General features: G+C 70.6%; 12 protein-coding genes and 2 pseudogenes. 9 read left to right on the forward strand and 5 right to left on the reverse strand.

The window, feature by feature from the left end; translation table 11 throughout:
• Positions 1-52: 52 nt before the first annotated feature.
• On the forward strand, positions 53-1306 hold the full coding sequence (locus ACZ466_RS47870) for a cytochrome P450 (protein WP_378281287.1): 1254 nt from the start codon (positions 53-55) through the stop codon (positions 1304-1306).
• Positions 1307-1516: 210 nt separating this feature from the next.
• A pseudogene (locus ACZ466_RS47875) lies at positions 1517-1831 on the forward strand (pyridoxamine 5'-phosphate oxidase family protein); the annotation flags it as partial.
• Between the two features lie 96 nt (positions 1832-1927).
• Here ACZ466_RS47875 and ACZ466_RS47880 read toward each other — a convergent pair.
• On the reverse strand, positions 1928-2758 hold the full coding sequence (locus ACZ466_RS47880; protein WP_378281288.1) for an NAD(P)-dependent oxidoreductase: 831 nt from the start codon (positions 2756-2758) through the stop codon (positions 1928-1930).
• On the reverse strand, positions 2755-3360 hold the full coding sequence (locus ACZ466_RS47885) for a TetR/AcrR family transcriptional regulator (RefSeq protein WP_378281289.1): 606 nt from the start codon (positions 3358-3360) through the stop codon (positions 2755-2757). The genes ACZ466_RS47880 and ACZ466_RS47885 overlap by 4 nt, the downstream gene beginning before the upstream one ends.
• 141 nt (positions 3361-3501) lie before the next feature.
• Between ACZ466_RS47885 and ACZ466_RS47890 the strand changes: the two genes are divergently transcribed.
• From ACZ466_RS47890 to ACZ466_RS47900, 3 genes and pseudogenes are all read left to right on the forward strand, one after another.
• On the forward strand, positions 3502-3699 hold the full coding sequence (locus tag ACZ466_RS47890) for a hypothetical protein (RefSeq protein ID WP_378281290.1): 198 nt from the start codon (positions 3502-3504) through the stop codon (positions 3697-3699).
• Positions 3696-3932: pseudogene (locus ACZ466_RS47895) on the forward strand (hypothetical protein); the annotation flags it as partial. The gene ACZ466_RS47890 and the pseudogene ACZ466_RS47895, both read left to right, overlap by 4 nt.
• A gap of 64 nt (positions 3933-3996) precedes the next feature.
• Entirely contained in the window at positions 3997-5085 is a 1089-nt protein-coding gene (locus ACZ466_RS47900; RefSeq protein WP_378281291.1) for an NAD(P)H-dependent amine dehydrogenase family protein, read from the forward strand.
• Between the two features lie 34 nt (positions 5086-5119).
• Here the strand turns inward: ACZ466_RS47900 and ACZ466_RS47905 are convergent, their stop codons facing one another.
• The gene (locus ACZ466_RS47905; RefSeq protein WP_378281348.1) at positions 5120-5929 is read right to left on the reverse strand and encodes an NAD(P)-dependent oxidoreductase; all 810 of its coding nucleotides are present in this window, start codon (positions 5927-5929) and stop codon (positions 5120-5122) included.
• Positions 5929-6984: a zinc-binding dehydrogenase gene (locus ACZ466_RS47910; RefSeq protein ID WP_378281292.1), complete on the reverse strand. Its 1056-nt coding sequence runs from the start codon at positions 6982-6984 to the stop codon at positions 5929-5931. The genes ACZ466_RS47905 and ACZ466_RS47910 overlap by 1 nt, the downstream gene beginning before the upstream one ends.
• Before the next feature lie 154 nt (positions 6985-7138).
• Here ACZ466_RS47910 and ACZ466_RS47915 point away from each other — a divergent pair, with 154 nt between their 5' ends.
• Positions 7139-7909 carry an SDR family NAD(P)-dependent oxidoreductase gene (locus ACZ466_RS47915; protein WP_378281293.1) on the forward strand — a complete coding sequence of 257 codons (771 nt, stop codon included), beginning with the start codon at positions 7139-7141 and terminating at the stop codon, positions 7907-7909.
• Between the two features lie 91 nt (positions 7910-8000).
• On the opposite strand, the gene ACZ466_RS47920 is transcribed toward ACZ466_RS47915, so the two are convergent.
• Positions 8001-9020, reverse strand: a complete 1020-nt coding sequence (locus ACZ466_RS47920; protein ID WP_378281294.1) for an NAD(P)H-dependent amine dehydrogenase family protein — start codon at positions 9018-9020, stop codon at positions 8001-8003.
• Positions 9021-9702: 682 nt separating this feature from the next.
• Here ACZ466_RS47920 and ACZ466_RS47925 point away from each other — a divergent pair.
• The 3 genes from ACZ466_RS47925 (at position 9703) to ACZ466_RS47935 (ending at position 14445) form a co-directional block, all read left to right on the forward strand.
• Positions 9703-10833, forward strand: coding sequence for an ABC transporter substrate-binding protein (locus tag ACZ466_RS47925; protein WP_464041994.1), 1131 nt, complete (start codon positions 9703-9705; stop codon positions 10831-10833).
• Positions 10834-10915: 82 nt separating this feature from the next.
• Positions 10916-13675: an ABC transporter permease subunit gene (locus tag ACZ466_RS47930; RefSeq protein ID WP_378281296.1), complete on the forward strand. Its 2760-nt coding sequence runs from the start codon at positions 10916-10918 to the stop codon at positions 13673-13675.
• A complete protein-coding gene (locus tag ACZ466_RS47935) occupies positions 13672-14445 on the forward strand; it encodes an ABC transporter ATP-binding protein (protein ID WP_378281297.1) in 774 nt (257 codons plus the stop codon). The genes ACZ466_RS47930 and ACZ466_RS47935 overlap by 4 nt, the downstream gene beginning before the upstream one ends.
• Positions 14446-14510: the final 65 nt, after the last annotated feature.

The following is a 14510-nucleotide window of genomic DNA, read 5'->3' on the forward strand; positions in this document are numbered from 1 at the left end:
GTCGACCGTCCTGCCGCGCGCCGAACATCAGACCCGCAAGGAGCCGACAGGCATGGAACTCTTCGCGACCCGGCATCCGCTCACCACCGACGTCGACATCTCCTCACAGCGCTTCTGGTCCCTGCCGTTCCCCGAACGGGACAGGGCGTTCGCCCGGTTGCGGGCCGAGGCGCCGGTGAGCTGGCATCCGCCCATCGACGTTCCCTACCAGCACGACCAGCAGGGTTTCTGGGCGGTGACGCGTGCGGCGGACATCACGGCGGTGAGCAGGAACAGCGAGTTGTTCCAGTCCAGGTACGGGACGACGCTCGATCCGGTCTCGGTGGAAGAGGCCACCGGTGCCACCTTCATCCTGACGATGGATCCGCCCGAGCATTCCCGGTACCGCTCTCTGATCAGCGCCGCGTTCACTCCCAGGGCGGTCAGGCAGATCACCGAGCGGATCGAGCGGAACGCGGCGGCGATCGTCGACTCGCTGATCGGTGCCGGCGACATCGACTTCGTGCACGCCTGTTCCAACCGGCTTCCGATGACCACCGTCTCCGACATCGTCGGGGTGCCGGAGTCCCGGCGCGAAGAGGTGACCCAGGCCGCGGAGACCCTCGTCGGCGGCGGCGACGCGGCCGGGCTGCCGCGCGAGGAGTACCACCAGGCCGCCTTCGCCGCGTTGCTGCACCTCTACCAGGTCGGCGCCGATCTGGCCGCCCATCGGCGCCGTCATCCGGCCGACGACCTGATGACCAACCTGGTGCGGGCCGAGATCGACGGACACCGGCTGACCGACGAGAACATCGGCGCGTTCATGGTGCTGATGAGCGTCGCCGGCAACGACACGACGAAACAGGCGACGACGCGGACGATGCTCTCGCTGCAAGAACACCCCGAACAGCGCGAGTGGCTGCTGGCCGACCTCGACGGCCGGATCATGCAGGCGGTGGACGAGTTCGTGCGCCACGCGACACCGGTCATGCAGTTCACCCGTACCGCCGCCAGGGACACGGAACTGGGCGGAGCGCAGATCGCGGCGGGCGACAAGGTCGCGCTGTTCTACTGCTCCGGGAACAGGGACGAGACGGTGTTCGACCGTCCGGACGAGTTCGACCTGAGCAGGCCCAGGAGCCCGCACGTCGGGTTCGGCGGCGGCGGAGCGCACTTCTGCCTCGGCCACAACGTCGCCAAGACCCAGTTGCGGGCCATCATCAGCGAGATCCTGACCCGGATACCGAAGATCGAGTTCGGCGAGCCGGTCCCGCTGCGCAGCACGTTCATCCACGGGATCGAGGCCCTCCCCGCCCACATCGCCTGACCGGGCCGACTCCGCAGGAACCACGATGTCTACGTGGGCAAATACATAATATATATAAAATGCGACCCAAGCATGAGAGGGGACCCTCGACATGTCCGATGAAAGGGCGATCGCCGGAGGCGGCGTCAAGCAGCGCGCTCAGATCAGGATGACCGAGGCGGAGATCGACGAGTTCCTCCCCGGGCGGCACTCCAGTACGGCTTTCTCGACGGCTGTGTCGCCTTCGAGACGAAGGCCAAGTCCCAGAAGGTCGTCAACCTGCCCCGCGACCCGCGGATGACCGTGCTGGTCGAGGACGGCGAGAGCTACGAGGAACTGCGCGGTGTCGAGCTCGTGGGCAGGGCCGAGATCATTGATGATCCCGATCGGCTCTGGGACGTGGGGGTCAGCGTCTTCAGCCGCTACCACCAGCCCTACACCGAGGAGATGCGGCCCTTCGTCGAAGTGATGATCCGCAAGCGGGTCGCCGTCAAGCTGCACGTCGACAAGACCGTCTCCTGGGACCACCGCAAACTCGGTCACTGATCCCTCCTTTGCCGGGCATCGTGACCGTCGAACCGAGCCCGGGCGCCGAAGCCGATCCTCGGCGGCACGGGCCATGTCACCGATGGCCGGGGGCCGTCACTCGGTCGGCGACCGGGACGCGACGTAGTGGGCGCGGCGGCGTTCCATGTCGGCGATGGTCCCGGCGGCGACCCGTGTGAGCTGCAGGGTCGGGATGCCGAGTGTCTCGGTGAGGGCGACGTCCTTGTGCAGGGTCGGCCACGCCCGGATCGAGAACCGCTCCGCACCCAAAGCGAGATGGATGCCCACCGAGGGGTTGGCGGCCGAGCCGTTGGCGAGGACGTCGCCGAGCCCGGTGCGGTCGACGCCGAGCGCGTCGCCGAGGTCGAAGGCGTCGAACACCAGCCCCGTGATGGCCGTCATCAGGGTGTTGTTGACGAGCTTGGCCGCCTGCGCCGCGCCGAGGCCGCCGACGTGGACGATCTTCCCGGCGTAGGCGGCGAACATCGGCGCGCACCGTTGACGGGGCTCCGCGTCGCCGCCGGTGATGACGAGCAGCCTGCCTTCGGCCGCGGCGTTCCCGCCGCTGACGGGAGCGTCGACGACGAGCACGCCGCGACCGGCGACCCGCCCGGCGAGATCCCTGACGTAGTCGGGACCGACCGTGGCGTGGATCGCCAGGACGGTGCCGGGGCGGATGCGCGACATGAGCCCGTCCTCGCCGGACAGCACCGCGTCGGTGGCGTCGGCGCCGTAGAGGCACAGGCCGATGACGTCGCAGTGGGCGCCGAGGTCGGCGGGAGAGGAGGCGATACGGGTGTCGGCGCCGGCGTAGCGGTCGAGGACCTCCTTGCGCCGTGCCCACAGCCACGGCCGCAGCCCGGCGGAGATCATGCGCTCGGCCATGGGCGTCCCCTGGTGGCCGAGGCCGATGAAGCCGTAGGTCATGGCCGCGCCTCTGCGGTCTCGGCCGGCAGCAGCCGCAGGACCATCTCGACGAGGCGCTCGATCGGCCGGTTGCGCTGGATGACCGTCGGGATGAGGATCCTGGCGACGATGGCGCCGAGGAGCATGTCGAAGACGTCGTCGGGGTTGGCGTCCGGGTGCACGCTGCCCTCCGGCGCCGCCCGGAGGATGTCGGTGAACTGGGGCCGGGCGGAGACCGCCAGCCAGGTCTCCGGGGCGGGCGCGCGTCCGGCCGACTGGTAGGCCGCCAGCAGGCCCGGCAGGGCCGCCCGCGCCGCCGGCGCGCCCATCGTCTCCAGGTAGACGCCGATGAACCGGCGCAGGTCGGCGCGCAGGTCACCGGTCGGCCGCACCGTGGCCGAGGCGAATCCGGGGAAGACGGCCTGCTCGATGATCGCGACGCGCGACGGCCAGCGGCGGTAGATCGCCGACGCGTGGACGCCGGATCGCGCCGCGATCGCCTGCACGGTGGTCGCCTCGAACCCCTGCTCATCGAGCAGCCGCCGGGCGGCGTCGAGGACCCGGGTGTCGATACTGGTGTCCCGGGGGCGGCCCGGTGACCGGACGGCCTGGTCGTCTGCCATGGGGCGATGATACGGTCCCAGGCCGTAATACAGGAAGCCCTATCCTATAAATGGAGGGACGCGGGTGAGCGAGTCCGAAGACCTGCGAGCGGTGATCGCCGAGGACGGCGCGTTCGACGTCGTCGGCGCGATCGAGATCATGTGCTCACCGTCCCGCACGTCGTCGTGGACGGCGACGAGGCCGAGGCCGCCCGGTTCTGGGTGGCGCGGGTGTCGGCGAACACCTGGCGCTGGGTCCGCACGGCGGAGGGCCGGCGCATCGCGAAGCGTGTGAACGCCAACCTGGAAGGGACCGCCGAGCACCGCGAGATGCTGGCACCGCAGCAGGCGAGACCTTGAGGGAGCTCGCCTCCTCCTGGTGCTGGATCCGCGTATCACCGGCGCGGGGAGCGGCATCGGGAGGGCCGCGGCGCGGCGCTTCGCCGCCGGGGGCGCACGGGTGTGATCAACGACCGCGATCCGTCGCGGACCTGGACGAGGCCGCGCTGCAGGAGATGCTGCGGGTCCACTTGTTCGGAGTGCTCCACGGCACCCGGTCCGCGCTCCCTCACATGAAGCGGCAAGGCGGCGGGTCGATCATCGGATCCTGTCCGTCAACGGCGGCCAGTGGGGCCACCTCGAGTCGAAAGGAATCCGATGTCCGAGAAGCGATACCAGGTCGTGCAGTGGGCCACCGGGTCGATCGGCCGGATCGGCATCCGCCACTTCGTGGACAATCCCGCGTTCGACCTGGCCGGGGTCTACGTGACCAACCCGGAGAAGACGGGTAAGGACGCGGGCGAGCTCGCCGGCATCCCCGCCACGGGAGTGCTCGCCACCGGCGACATCGCCGCCGTCCTCGCCTTCGGCGCGGACTGCGTGCACTACGCCCCGCTCCACGCGGACGTCGACGTGCTCTGCCGCATCCTGAGGTCGGGCGCGAACGTCGTCACGCCCGTCGGGTTCGTCTACCCGACGAAGTCCTCGGAGGCCGACTTCGAGGCGCTGCGGGCGGCCTGCCGCGAAGGTGGATCCTCGTTCCACGGAACCGGCGTCCACCCCGGCTTCTCCGGTGACCTCCTTCCGCTGGTCTGCTCACGGGTCATGACGCGCCTCGAACAGATCCAGGTCCGCGAGGTCGCAGACTTCCGGCTCCACCCGTCGAAGGCGATGCAGCAGGCGCTCGGCTTCGGGCGCGACCCGGTGGACGCCGTCGAGAACCCCGGGCCGCTGGTCAAGACGATGCACCGCATCTTCGAGCAGTCGATGACGATGGTCGTCGAGGCCCTGGGCAAGGAGGTCGAGCGGTTCTCCATGGAGTACGACGTCGCCCGGGCCAAGCGCGACCTCCACGTCAGATCGGGTCTCATACCCGCCGGCACCGTGGGCGGCATGCGGTTCGTGTGGACGGCGTGGGTGGACGACCGGCCGCTCGTGGTCTTCCGCACCTTCTGGAAGATGGACGACGACCTCGACCCCGACTGGGGCTACGGCTCGATCAAGTACAACCTCGTCCTCGACGGCGACCCGTCCATCGAGATGAACTTCGAGTCGGCGCACAGGCACCCCGACGGCGACGAGGGGTACTGGGGCCGGGTGTGGACCGCGATGAACGGCATCAACGCGATACCCGCGGTCGTCGACGCCCCGCCGGGCGTCCTCACCCATCTCGACCTGCCGTTCGTCCGGCCGAGCGGTCTCGTCCGGCCGCGGTCCGCCGGCTTCGGCGAGCCCGTGGGCATCTGACGAAGAAGGGCACGGGCTCGGAGCCCGAGCGACCTCAGCGGGGGCGGGTCTTCTCCAGCAGCGGTGCCGTGAGCGCCGATATCGTGCCCAGCGGCGCGTCCAGTTCTTCGGCCACCTTCTGCGCCATCAGCACGTCCTTGTGCACGAAGCGTCCGGCCGACTGCACGAGCGTCTGGGCGGAACCCAGCTGGGCGACGAGGTCCAGCGCGTAGCTGGCCCCGCTGCAGGTGTGCAGTGCGGCCGCCAGCCGGGCCTGGTCGATGCCGAAGGAGTCGCTCAGACGCGCGGCCTCCAGGGCGAGCTCGATGTGCGCCCCGAACAGCAGATTGTTGAGAAGCTTGACCTTCTGGCCGGAGCCGAGCGCGCCGAAGTGCACCACCTGGGCGGCATAGGCGGCGAAGAGCGGCCGGCAGCGTTCGACATGCTCTGTGTCGCCGCCCGCGAAGAGCGTCAGCGACCCGTCGGCGACCTGCGCGGGCCCGCCGCTGCCAGGGGCGTCGACCACGCCGACCCCTCGCGGCCGGACGCGTGCGTCGATGGCCTCGACGGTGAGCGGGCTCCCCGTCGTGTGCACGACGAGAAGGGAACCCTCGGCCATCGCGTCGGCCAGGCCGCTTTCCAGGACGACCTCGCGCACCTGCTCGTCGCTGTAGACATAGACGAGCACCACGTCCGCGACACCGGCGAGCTCGGTGACCGCGCCGACGCAGCGCACCCCGCTCTCGGCCAGTTCGGCGCGGACGTCCGGCCGCCGGGCGAACGCGGTGACCTCGAACCCGGCCGCGACAAGACGGCCGACCAGCGGCCGTCCCATCTCGCCCGTGCCGATGATGCCGGCCCGCATCACGGGACCACGATGATGCGGGCGGGACCGTTGGCGTCACGTGCCTGTTCGATCGCCTGGGGCACTCCGTCGAGGTCCACCGTCCGGCCGAACATCGGCGTGACGTCGATCCGGCCCGCGCAGACCTCCTCGAACGCCTCGTTCCAGTGCGTCATCGACGGGCCTCCGCCGAACTGGACGTTCAGCCCCTTGCGCTTGGCGACCATCGTGTGCAGGCGGTCGCCCTGCGGCGGGCCGCCGGCGGAGAAGATCCGGGTGCCGCGCTCGCAGCCCCTGATGATGGAGTCGAGCACGCCGGGCACGCCCACGCACTCGAACACGACGCATCCGGGCAGGTCGAGCAGCCCCATCATGTCGCGGACCGGCTCGGGCGAGCCGTAGGCCAGGTCCCGCCACGCCTCGTACGGCGACAGCTCGGCCGGATCGATCACCACGTCGGCTCCCATGGCCTTCGCGGTCTCGCGGCGCGAGGCGACGAAGTCCACCGCGACGATCGGGCCGGCCCCGAGCCGCCTCAGCGACGCCACGGCCGACAGCCCGATGGCGCCGCAGCCGATGACCAGGGGCACCTCCCCGGCCGTCACCGCCGCCCGCGTGGCGTACGACCAGCCGACGGTGATCGCGTCGGCGATCGACACCAGCTCGCTGGGCAGATCGGTCGGCACCACCTGAGCCATGGCCTCCGTCAGCAGGAAGTACTCGCCGAACCCGCCGGGCGCTTCCGGGCTCTGGCCGATGATCCGCACGCCGTCCCGCACCGCGAGCGCCGGGATCGAGCTCACCCGCGTCCCGGTCGCCCAGCGGCGCCGCGTCTTGGGGCCGTAGTCGACGACCTCGGCGCAGAACTCGTGCCCCATGACGATGTCGGCGTCCGCGTCGTAGCGGGACAGGCCGCTGTCGTCGTCGGCGTCCCCTTCGGGATGGTCCATGAAGTGGATGTCCGACGCGCAGATACCGCACGCCAGTGAGCGCACCAGCACCTGCCCCGGACCCGGCACCGGATCGTCCGTCTCACGGGCCTGGACGATCCCGCCTCGCAGCACGGCAGCTCGCATGCCGCCTCCATCCTCGTCCGCAATTACAGGAGAGAGTATCCTATATCGTGGCGGTGGAGGAGTTAATATTATATATTTACCTGTCCGTTCCCTCTGCGTGCCGAGCCTCGGCGGGCGGCGCCTGGGAAGCTCAGAAGCCTGTTGGGAGGGCGTCATGGACGCTGGGAAGCTGCGCTCGTTGTTCGACCTGACCGGGCGGGTCGCGATCGTCACCGGAGGGACCCGCGGCATCGGGCGCGCCGTGGCCGAGGGATTCGTCGCCGCCGGGGCGAGCGTCGTCGTGGCCAGCCGCAAGCCCGATGCCTGCGCCGAGACCGAGGCCCATCTGAAGGCGATGGGCGGATCCGCCCTGGGCGTTCCCACGCACCTGGGAGACCTGGGCGACCTGGACATCCTCGTCACGCGGACGGTCGAGACGTTCGGCGGGCTCGACATTCTGGTCAACAACGCGGCCAACGCGCTGGCGCAGCCGCTCGGCGCCTTCACCCCGGAGGCGTTCGCCAAGTCCCAGGAGGTCAACGTCCGCGGTCCCGTCTTCCTCGTGCAGCGCGCGCTCGACCACCTCGCCGAGAGCCCGCACGCCTCGGTCGTCAACGTCGTCTCCGCCGGGGCCTTCCTGTTCTCGCCCTACGTGTCGATGTACGCCGCCGCCAAGGCCGCCATGATCGCCTACACCCGGTCCATGGCCGCGGAGTTCGCCCCGCGCGGCATCCGCGTCAACGCCCTGGCCCCCGGCTCCGTCGACACCGACATGATGCGCAACAACCCCTCCGAGGTGCAGGACCAGATGGCCGGCGCCAGCCTGCAGAAGCGCCTGGCGGACCCGGACGAGATGGTCGGCCCGGCGCTGTTCCTGGCCTCGGACGCCTCCAGCTTCGTCACCGGCCAGACCCTTCTCGCCGACGGCGGCCTGGTTCCGCGTTGAGCGCGGTCGCCGCCTGACCTCCACGATCACGGCGGCGCCCTGCTCGCCATCGGCGGTGACCACGACGACGAGCAGGCCGTCGCACGGCTTCTCACGGGGTGAGAAGGCCGGCGCCTCTCACGAAGGGCAGTTCCATGCGGTTGACGATGCCGGCGGGGGCCGCCACCACCTGCTCGATCGCGTTGACGGCCGGCATGGCGGTGGTCGCGGCGCCGTCGAAGTGGGGTCCGAGCGGTTGCAGCCGGACCTGGACTCCGGGCTCGCCTTCGATCGTCAGGACGTAGCCGTCCTGGACGGGCCAGTTCGGGGTCATGTCGTGCCCGAGCTTCCAGACGAACTGGCACTCGATGAGCGAACGCCCCGCGCGGATTCCGGCGACGGTGCCCTTGAAACCGGCGATCTGACCCTTGCGCACGCTCATGAAGCCGAAGTCGGTGTCCCGGTCGGCCGCCCCGAACTCGGCGGTGAAGCCGATCTCGTCGAGGTCGACGGACAGGGCGTGCGCCATCACCCGGATCTGGTCCTTGAACGAGCCGCAGTTGGCCTCGATCATGGCGGGCACCGCGGGGTCCCCGGGATCGCGGCCGATGCCCATGGCGCGGAACATCCGCTCGTTGCGGTAGCCGCTCATGTCGAGCGACTCCAGGACGGAGATCCGGTCGACGCGGGTGCACATGGCACTGGCGGCCAGGGCGACCATGGGCGCATGGCCGGGGTAGACGCCGCCGGCGTACAGCGAGGAGTTCCCGCGCCGGGCGGCGTCCTCGACGCGGTCACGGACGTTCTCGCCGTAGCCGTCTCCCGCCAGCATGTACATCGTCGTGACGATGTTCGCGCCGGACTCCAGGATGCGGACGACATGGTCGAAGTCCGGCCGGAAGGGCATGTAGGCCACGCAGTCGGGACGCAGCGCCAGCAGCGCGTCCACGTCGTCGGTCGCGGTGACGCCGATGGGGGAGAGCCCAGCGAGCGTCCCCACGTCCTGCCCGACCTTCTCCGGCGAATGGGCGTAACAGCCCACGATCTCCAACGCGGGGTGTCCCGCCATGCCGCGCACGGCGGCGGATCCGGTCCTGCCAGTGGTCCACTGCACCACGCGGAGCCGGCTCACCGGGTCCGCCCTTCACGAGCGCGAACGGGAGTCACCAGGGAGTCCGGGCCGACCGTCTGCATCGTCTTCACCTGATCTCATCCGACGGATCTAATATATTATTCAATACCAGAGTGGTTCTGGAAGGGAGCCTCCTCGGAGGAGTCGCGGGTCGACGCCGCCGATGCAGTGGCCTTGCAGGACGATATAGATCGTATATAATAAACTTGATGTGATAGACATCCACGCGTCGCCGCCCCACCCACCGGAGACTCCGGCCCTGCGCCTGTCGGGCGATCCGGAGGTGGGGCGGCACGAACTTGGCGCGTTCCAGGATGAAGCTCGCACGGTTCTGAGCCCGCGCCGTCGGTGCGAACTGACTTCGCTATGAAGTGTCCGCTGACCTGCCACTGAGTGCGTTATCGTCGCTCAGTGCTGTCTGCGGGCACATTTTTTCTGTCTGAAGCCCTCTCTTGCCGAGGTATTGCACGACCTGGTCGTGGTGTGGCAGCCTTCGCGATGAGGCGCAGCTCACACCCGATCGTCGGATTCGGACGGTCGCTTGGCGTGTCGGAGATTGACAATGCCTTCGTTCTTCGCCGGAAGAACATCTAAGATCACCATCGCCCTGGGCGCGCTCTCCCTGCTGACGGCGTGTGCCAGCGAGGGCGGATCCACGTCCGGGGGCGCGGCGTCCCAGGGCGTGACCGGCAAGACCATCAAGGTCGCCGGCCTCCTGACCAAGACCAGCCCCATCGGCTACTCCTCGGCCGAGGCGGAGCTCGGCGCGAAGGCCCGGTTCGACCGGGCCAACGCCGAGGGCGGCGTGCACGGCCGGAAGATCGAGTTCATCGGGGCCGGGGACGCCACGATGGATCCCGCGACGGGGATGACCGTAGTCCGCCGGCAGGTCGAGAAGGACCGGGTCTTCGCCATCGTCCCGGTCAGCGCGCCGGGGTTCAACGGGATGGAATACCTGGAGCAGCGGAAGGTGCCGTGGGTCGGCTGGGTGACGAGCCCGGCCCAGTGCGGGCTGTCCACCGCCTTCGGCTTCAACGGCTGCCTGACGCCCAAGCCCGGGACCAAGCTCGCGCCCTGGTGGCCGGACCAGGTCGGGGCGGCGATCGGCGGCAAGGACAAGACCGTCTGGATGCAGGGCACCGACACCGCCTCCAGCAAGGTCGGCACGGCGACCATCGGGACCGCCTTCCAGGACGCCGGGTTCAAGGTCGTCGGGACCTCCACCTCGGTCCCGGCCGGAGCGCCCCCGCAGGACTGGCTGCCCTTCATCAACAAGGTGAAGACCAGCGCCGACGGTGGATGGCCGGACGTCGTCGTCTCCATCATGTCGGGCGTCAAGCACAACGGCGGCTTCTACACGGCGCTGAAGAAGGCCGGGTACAAGGGCGCCATCAGCGACGCGACCAGCTACGACCCCAAGGTGCTGGCCGACCCGCAGAGCGTCGCGGCGCTCGAAGGCGTCTACGCCGCCCCGCAACTGGAACCGTTCGAGTCCGGCATCGCGGAGGTCGTGAAGATGAAGGCGGACCTCCAGAAGGCCGCCGGCGGTAAGGAGCTGGTGTTCAGCCAGCACATGGCCACCGGCTACTGGTCGGCGGACGTCTTCCTCGCGATGCTGGAGAAGACGGGCAAGGACCTGACCCGCGAGAGCTTCATCAAGGCGTCCCAGAACTTCTCCTACGAGAACCCCGGCTTCGGCAGGGTCTCCTACCCCAAGAACAAGACCGCCTCCAACGGCTGCGGTTCGCTGGTCCGCGTCCAAGGCGGCAAGTTCGTCGTCGCCCAGCACCTGAGGTGCTCCGAGGTCAACTGACCCACCCAACGTCTGCCACCCGCCGCGGCGCCGTCCCCGAGACGGACGGGCGCCGCGGCGGGCCGCACCCCGGGACTGATGTATGACGGAATTCCTTGGCTATGTCCTCAGCGGCCTGGTGACCGGGGCGGTCTTCGCGCTCATGGGCTCGGGCCTCACCCTCACCTACGCCACGACGGGCGTGTTCAACTTCGCCCACGGGGCCATCGGCTTCACCTCCGCGCTGCTCTTCTTCGAGCTCACCGCGGGTGCCGGCTGGCCGACCTGGATCGCCGGGCCGGTCGCGGTGGTGGCCGCCGGGCCGCTGCTGGGCGGCCTGCTGCACAAGGTGATGTTCCGGCGGCTGGCGGCGGCCGGCGAGACCGCGCAGATCGTCGCGACGATCGGCCTGACCATCGCGCTGCCCGCCCTGGGCCTGGGGCTCATCGACCTGCTCAACCAGGGGTTCGGCGCCGACCTGCCCGGAGCCGTCGAAGGCGGGGCGGCGCGCGGGCTGGGCCCGCGGCCGGTCGAGACCTGGGAGCCGGCCGGTGTCAGCCTGGACTCCGACCAGCTCATCACCTTCACGGTCGCGGCGCTGGTGGCGGCGCTGCTGTGGGCGCTGATGCGCCACACCCCGCTCGGGCTGCGCATGCGCGCCGCCGTCGACCGCCGGACGCTGGCCGAACTGCGGGGCGTCGACGTCGACCGCGCGTCGGCCCAGGCGTGGATGCTCGGCTCGACGCTGGCGGCGGTGGCGGGCGTGCTCATCGTGCCCGTCGTGGGCCTGGACTCCCCGGCGTTCCTCGTCCTGCTGTTCACCTCCGCGACCGCCGCGGTGTTCGGCCGCCTGGTCTCGATCCCGGTGACGTTCGCGGCCGGCCTCGCGCTCGGCGTCCTGCAGAACCTCGTCGCCGGGTACGGGGACTTCGCCGCCGACGTCACGGGCATCCGGACGGCGGTGCCGGTCATCCTGCTGTTCGTCGGCCTGATCATCCTCAACCGGTCCCGCGGCCGGGTGGCCGGCTCCATCGCCGAGGATCCTCCGCCGCCCGACTACCTCGCCGACCTGCCCAGGTGGCGGCGGGTCCTGCCGTGGGGGCTGTCGCTCGCGGTGCTGCTCGTGTGGATGTTCACGGTGGCCGACCCCTACTGGGTCGGCGTGGTCTCCCAGGGCCTGCTGTTCGCCCTGATCTTCTGCTCGTTCGTCGTCGTCACCGGCATCGGCGGGATGGTCAACCTGGCCCAGGCCGCCTTCGCCACGATGGCCGCGCTCACCGTCGGGCTCGCGCTCGACAGGGGGCTGCCCCTCGGGCCCGCGATCGTCCTGGGAATCCTGGCGGCGACCGCGGCCGGAGTCGTCGTGGCGCTGCCCGCGCTGCGGCTCGGCGGCAAGGTGCTGACACTGGCCACCCTCGCCCTGGCGCTGCTCGCCGACCAGGTGCTCTTCCAGATCGACGCCTTCGGCAACGGGACGCTCGGCTGGCAGCTGCCCGCGCTCTCCCTGGGCTTCACCGACACCGACGATCCGCGGACCCGGGTGGTCCTGCTGTTGCTGCTGATCGGGCTGGTCGGCCTGCTCATCCGCAACCTGGAGCACTCGGCGTCCGGACGGGCCATTCTCGCGGTGCGGTCGGCGCCCTCGGCGGCCCAGGTCATCGGCATCTCGGCGACCCGGGCGAAGATCACTCTGTTCGTCCTCGCCGCGGCGGTCGCCGGGCTCGGCGGGGTGCTGTTCGGCCTCTTCAACAGGATGATCACCATCACCGACCTGCCGGCCTCCGTCGGCTTCGTCTGGCTGGCGGTCGTCGTGGTGCAGGGCGTGCGGCGCGTGGCCGGCGCGGTCCTCGCCGGGCTGTTCATGGTGTTCGTGCCGGAGCTCCTGCACACCTTCACCGACTCCCAGCACCTGGGGCAGATCCTGTTCGGTCTGGGCGGCATCGCGCTGGCCATGCACCCGGACGGGGCGCTCTCCCAGGTCGCCGAGCAGCGCTACCTGCGGCGCCGCAGGCGGGAGAAGGCGGAGCGGGCCAAGGCCATGGCGGAGGAGAGCGCCGAATCGCCCCTTCGGGCCGACGAGTCCGCACCAGCCGGCAAGCCGGAGCGGGAGGTCCTCACCGTCCGGGAGCGGGCGCCGGCCGCGCGGGAGGAACGGCCCCCGGCCACGGAGGCCCTGCGCCTGGAGAGCGCGGTGGCCGGGTACGGCGACGCGACGGTGCTGCGCGGCGTCGACCTGGCCGTACCGTCCGGGCAGGTGGTGGCGCTGCTCGGCGCCAACGGCGCGGGGAAGTCCACGACGTGCCTGGCCGCCGCCGGTCTCGTGCCGCTGGCCGCGGGATGGGTGTACGTCGACGGCGCCGACGTCACCGGGCTTCCCGCGCACCGCCGGGCGAACTCGGGAGTGTTCCTCGCGCCCGAGGGACGCGGCGTGTTCCCCGGTCTGACCGTCGAGGAGAACCTCGCGCTCCGCCTGCCGGAGCCGGCCCGCGCGGACGTCTACGACCGGCTTCCCGCACTGGCCGGGCGCCGTACCGTCGACGCCGGCGCGCTCTCCGGCGGCGAGCAGCAGATCCTCGCGCTGGCGCCCGCGCTGGTGCGGCCGCCGCGCGTCCTCATCGCCGACGAGCCCTCGCTGGGGCTCGCGCCGCTGATCGTCGAGCAGATCTTCGAGATCTTCGACGAACTGCGGCGCGAAGGGGTCGCCCTGCTGGTGGTCGAGGAGAAGGCCGACGAGGTCCTCGCGCTGGCCGACACCGTCGCGTTCATGCGGCTCGGCCGTGTCGTGTGGAGCGGAGCCCGGTCCGAGGTCGACGACGGCCTGCTGACGAACGCCTATCTGGGATCCCTGGAGGCCACCCGATGACCGAGAGCGCGATGACGGAGACCGCCACGGCGATCGAGGTGAAGGGAGTGGGCGTCAGCTTCGGCGGCATCCGTGCCCTGAACGAGGTGACCTTCTCGGTGACGGCGGGCGGCACCGTCGGCGTCATCGGCCCGAACGGTGCCGGCAAGACGACCCTCTTCGACGTGGTGACGGGTCTGCGCCGTCCCACCCAGGGGTCGGTGGGCCTGCACGGCGCGGACGTGACGGCGACCGGCGCCCTGGGCCGCTCGCGCCTGGGGGTGCGCCGGACGTTCCAGCGGCCCCAGGTGTTCGGCCGCCTGACCGTGCTGGACAACGTGCTCGCCGCGTTGGAGTGGCGCGGCGGCGGGGGAGGGCTCGCCGGGGACCTCTTCGCGCTGCCCTCCCGCAGAAGCAGGGAACGCGATCGGCGCGAGCGGGCCCGCGAGGTCCTCGAGCAGTGCGGCCTGGCGGACCTGGCGGACGCCTACGCCGCTGACCTGCCGATCGGCAGGCGCCGCATGGTCGAACTGGCGCGGGCCATCGTGGACACCCCGTCCGTCCTACTGCTGGACGAGCCCACCTCCGGGCTGGACGCCGACCAGAGCACGCGTTTCGCCGAGGTGATCGCGGGCCTGGGCATCACGATCCTCCTGGTCGAGCACGACGTCGGCTTCGTCATGGACACCTGCGAACGCATCGTCGTCCTCAACCTGGGCGAGGTCATCGCCGACGGCACCCCGGCCGAGATCCACGAGAACCCGGCCGTCCGCGCCGCCTACCTCGGCTGAGCATCGCGAGGGAAGATCTCCATCCGGAGAACGAGCGACCGGCCGGCGGTGGTGCGCGGAAGCAC

The organism is Actinomadura rugatobispora, assembly GCF_055379765.1.

What these genes read in the sequence shown, in the direction of transcription:
- ACZ466_RS47870 (WP_378281287.1), top strand. Translation starts at nt 53, where the DNA reads ATGGAACTCTTCGCGACCCGGCATCCGCTCACCACCGACGTCGACATC.
- ACZ466_RS47880 (WP_378281288.1), bottom strand. Translation starts at nt 2,758, where the DNA reads ATGACCTACGGCTTCATCGGCCTCGGCCACCAGGGGACGCCCATGGCC.
- ACZ466_RS47885 (WP_378281289.1), bottom strand. Translation starts at nt 3,360, where the DNA reads ATGGCAGACGACCAGGCCGTCCGGTCACCGGGCCGCCCCCGGGACACC.
- ACZ466_RS47900 (WP_378281291.1), top strand. Translation starts at nt 3,997, where the DNA reads ATGTCCGAGAAGCGATACCAGGTCGTGCAGTGGGCCACCGGGTCGATC.
- ACZ466_RS47905 (WP_378281348.1), bottom strand. Translation starts at nt 5,929, where the DNA reads ATGCGGGCCGGCATCATCGGCACGGGCGAGATGGGACGGCCGCTGGTC.
- ACZ466_RS47910 (WP_378281292.1), bottom strand. Translation starts at nt 6,984, where the DNA reads ATGCGAGCTGCCGTGCTGCGAGGCGGGATCGTCCAGGCCCGTGAGACG.
- ACZ466_RS47915 (WP_378281293.1), top strand. Translation starts at nt 7,139, where the DNA reads ATGGACGCTGGGAAGCTGCGCTCGTTGTTCGACCTGACCGGGCGGGTC.
- ACZ466_RS47930 (WP_378281296.1), top strand. Translation starts at nt 10,916, where the DNA reads ATGACGGAATTCCTTGGCTATGTCCTCAGCGGCCTGGTGACCGGGGCG.
- ACZ466_RS47935 (WP_378281297.1), top strand. Translation starts at nt 13,672, where the DNA reads ATGACCGAGAGCGCGATGACGGAGACCGCCACGGCGATCGAGGTGAAG.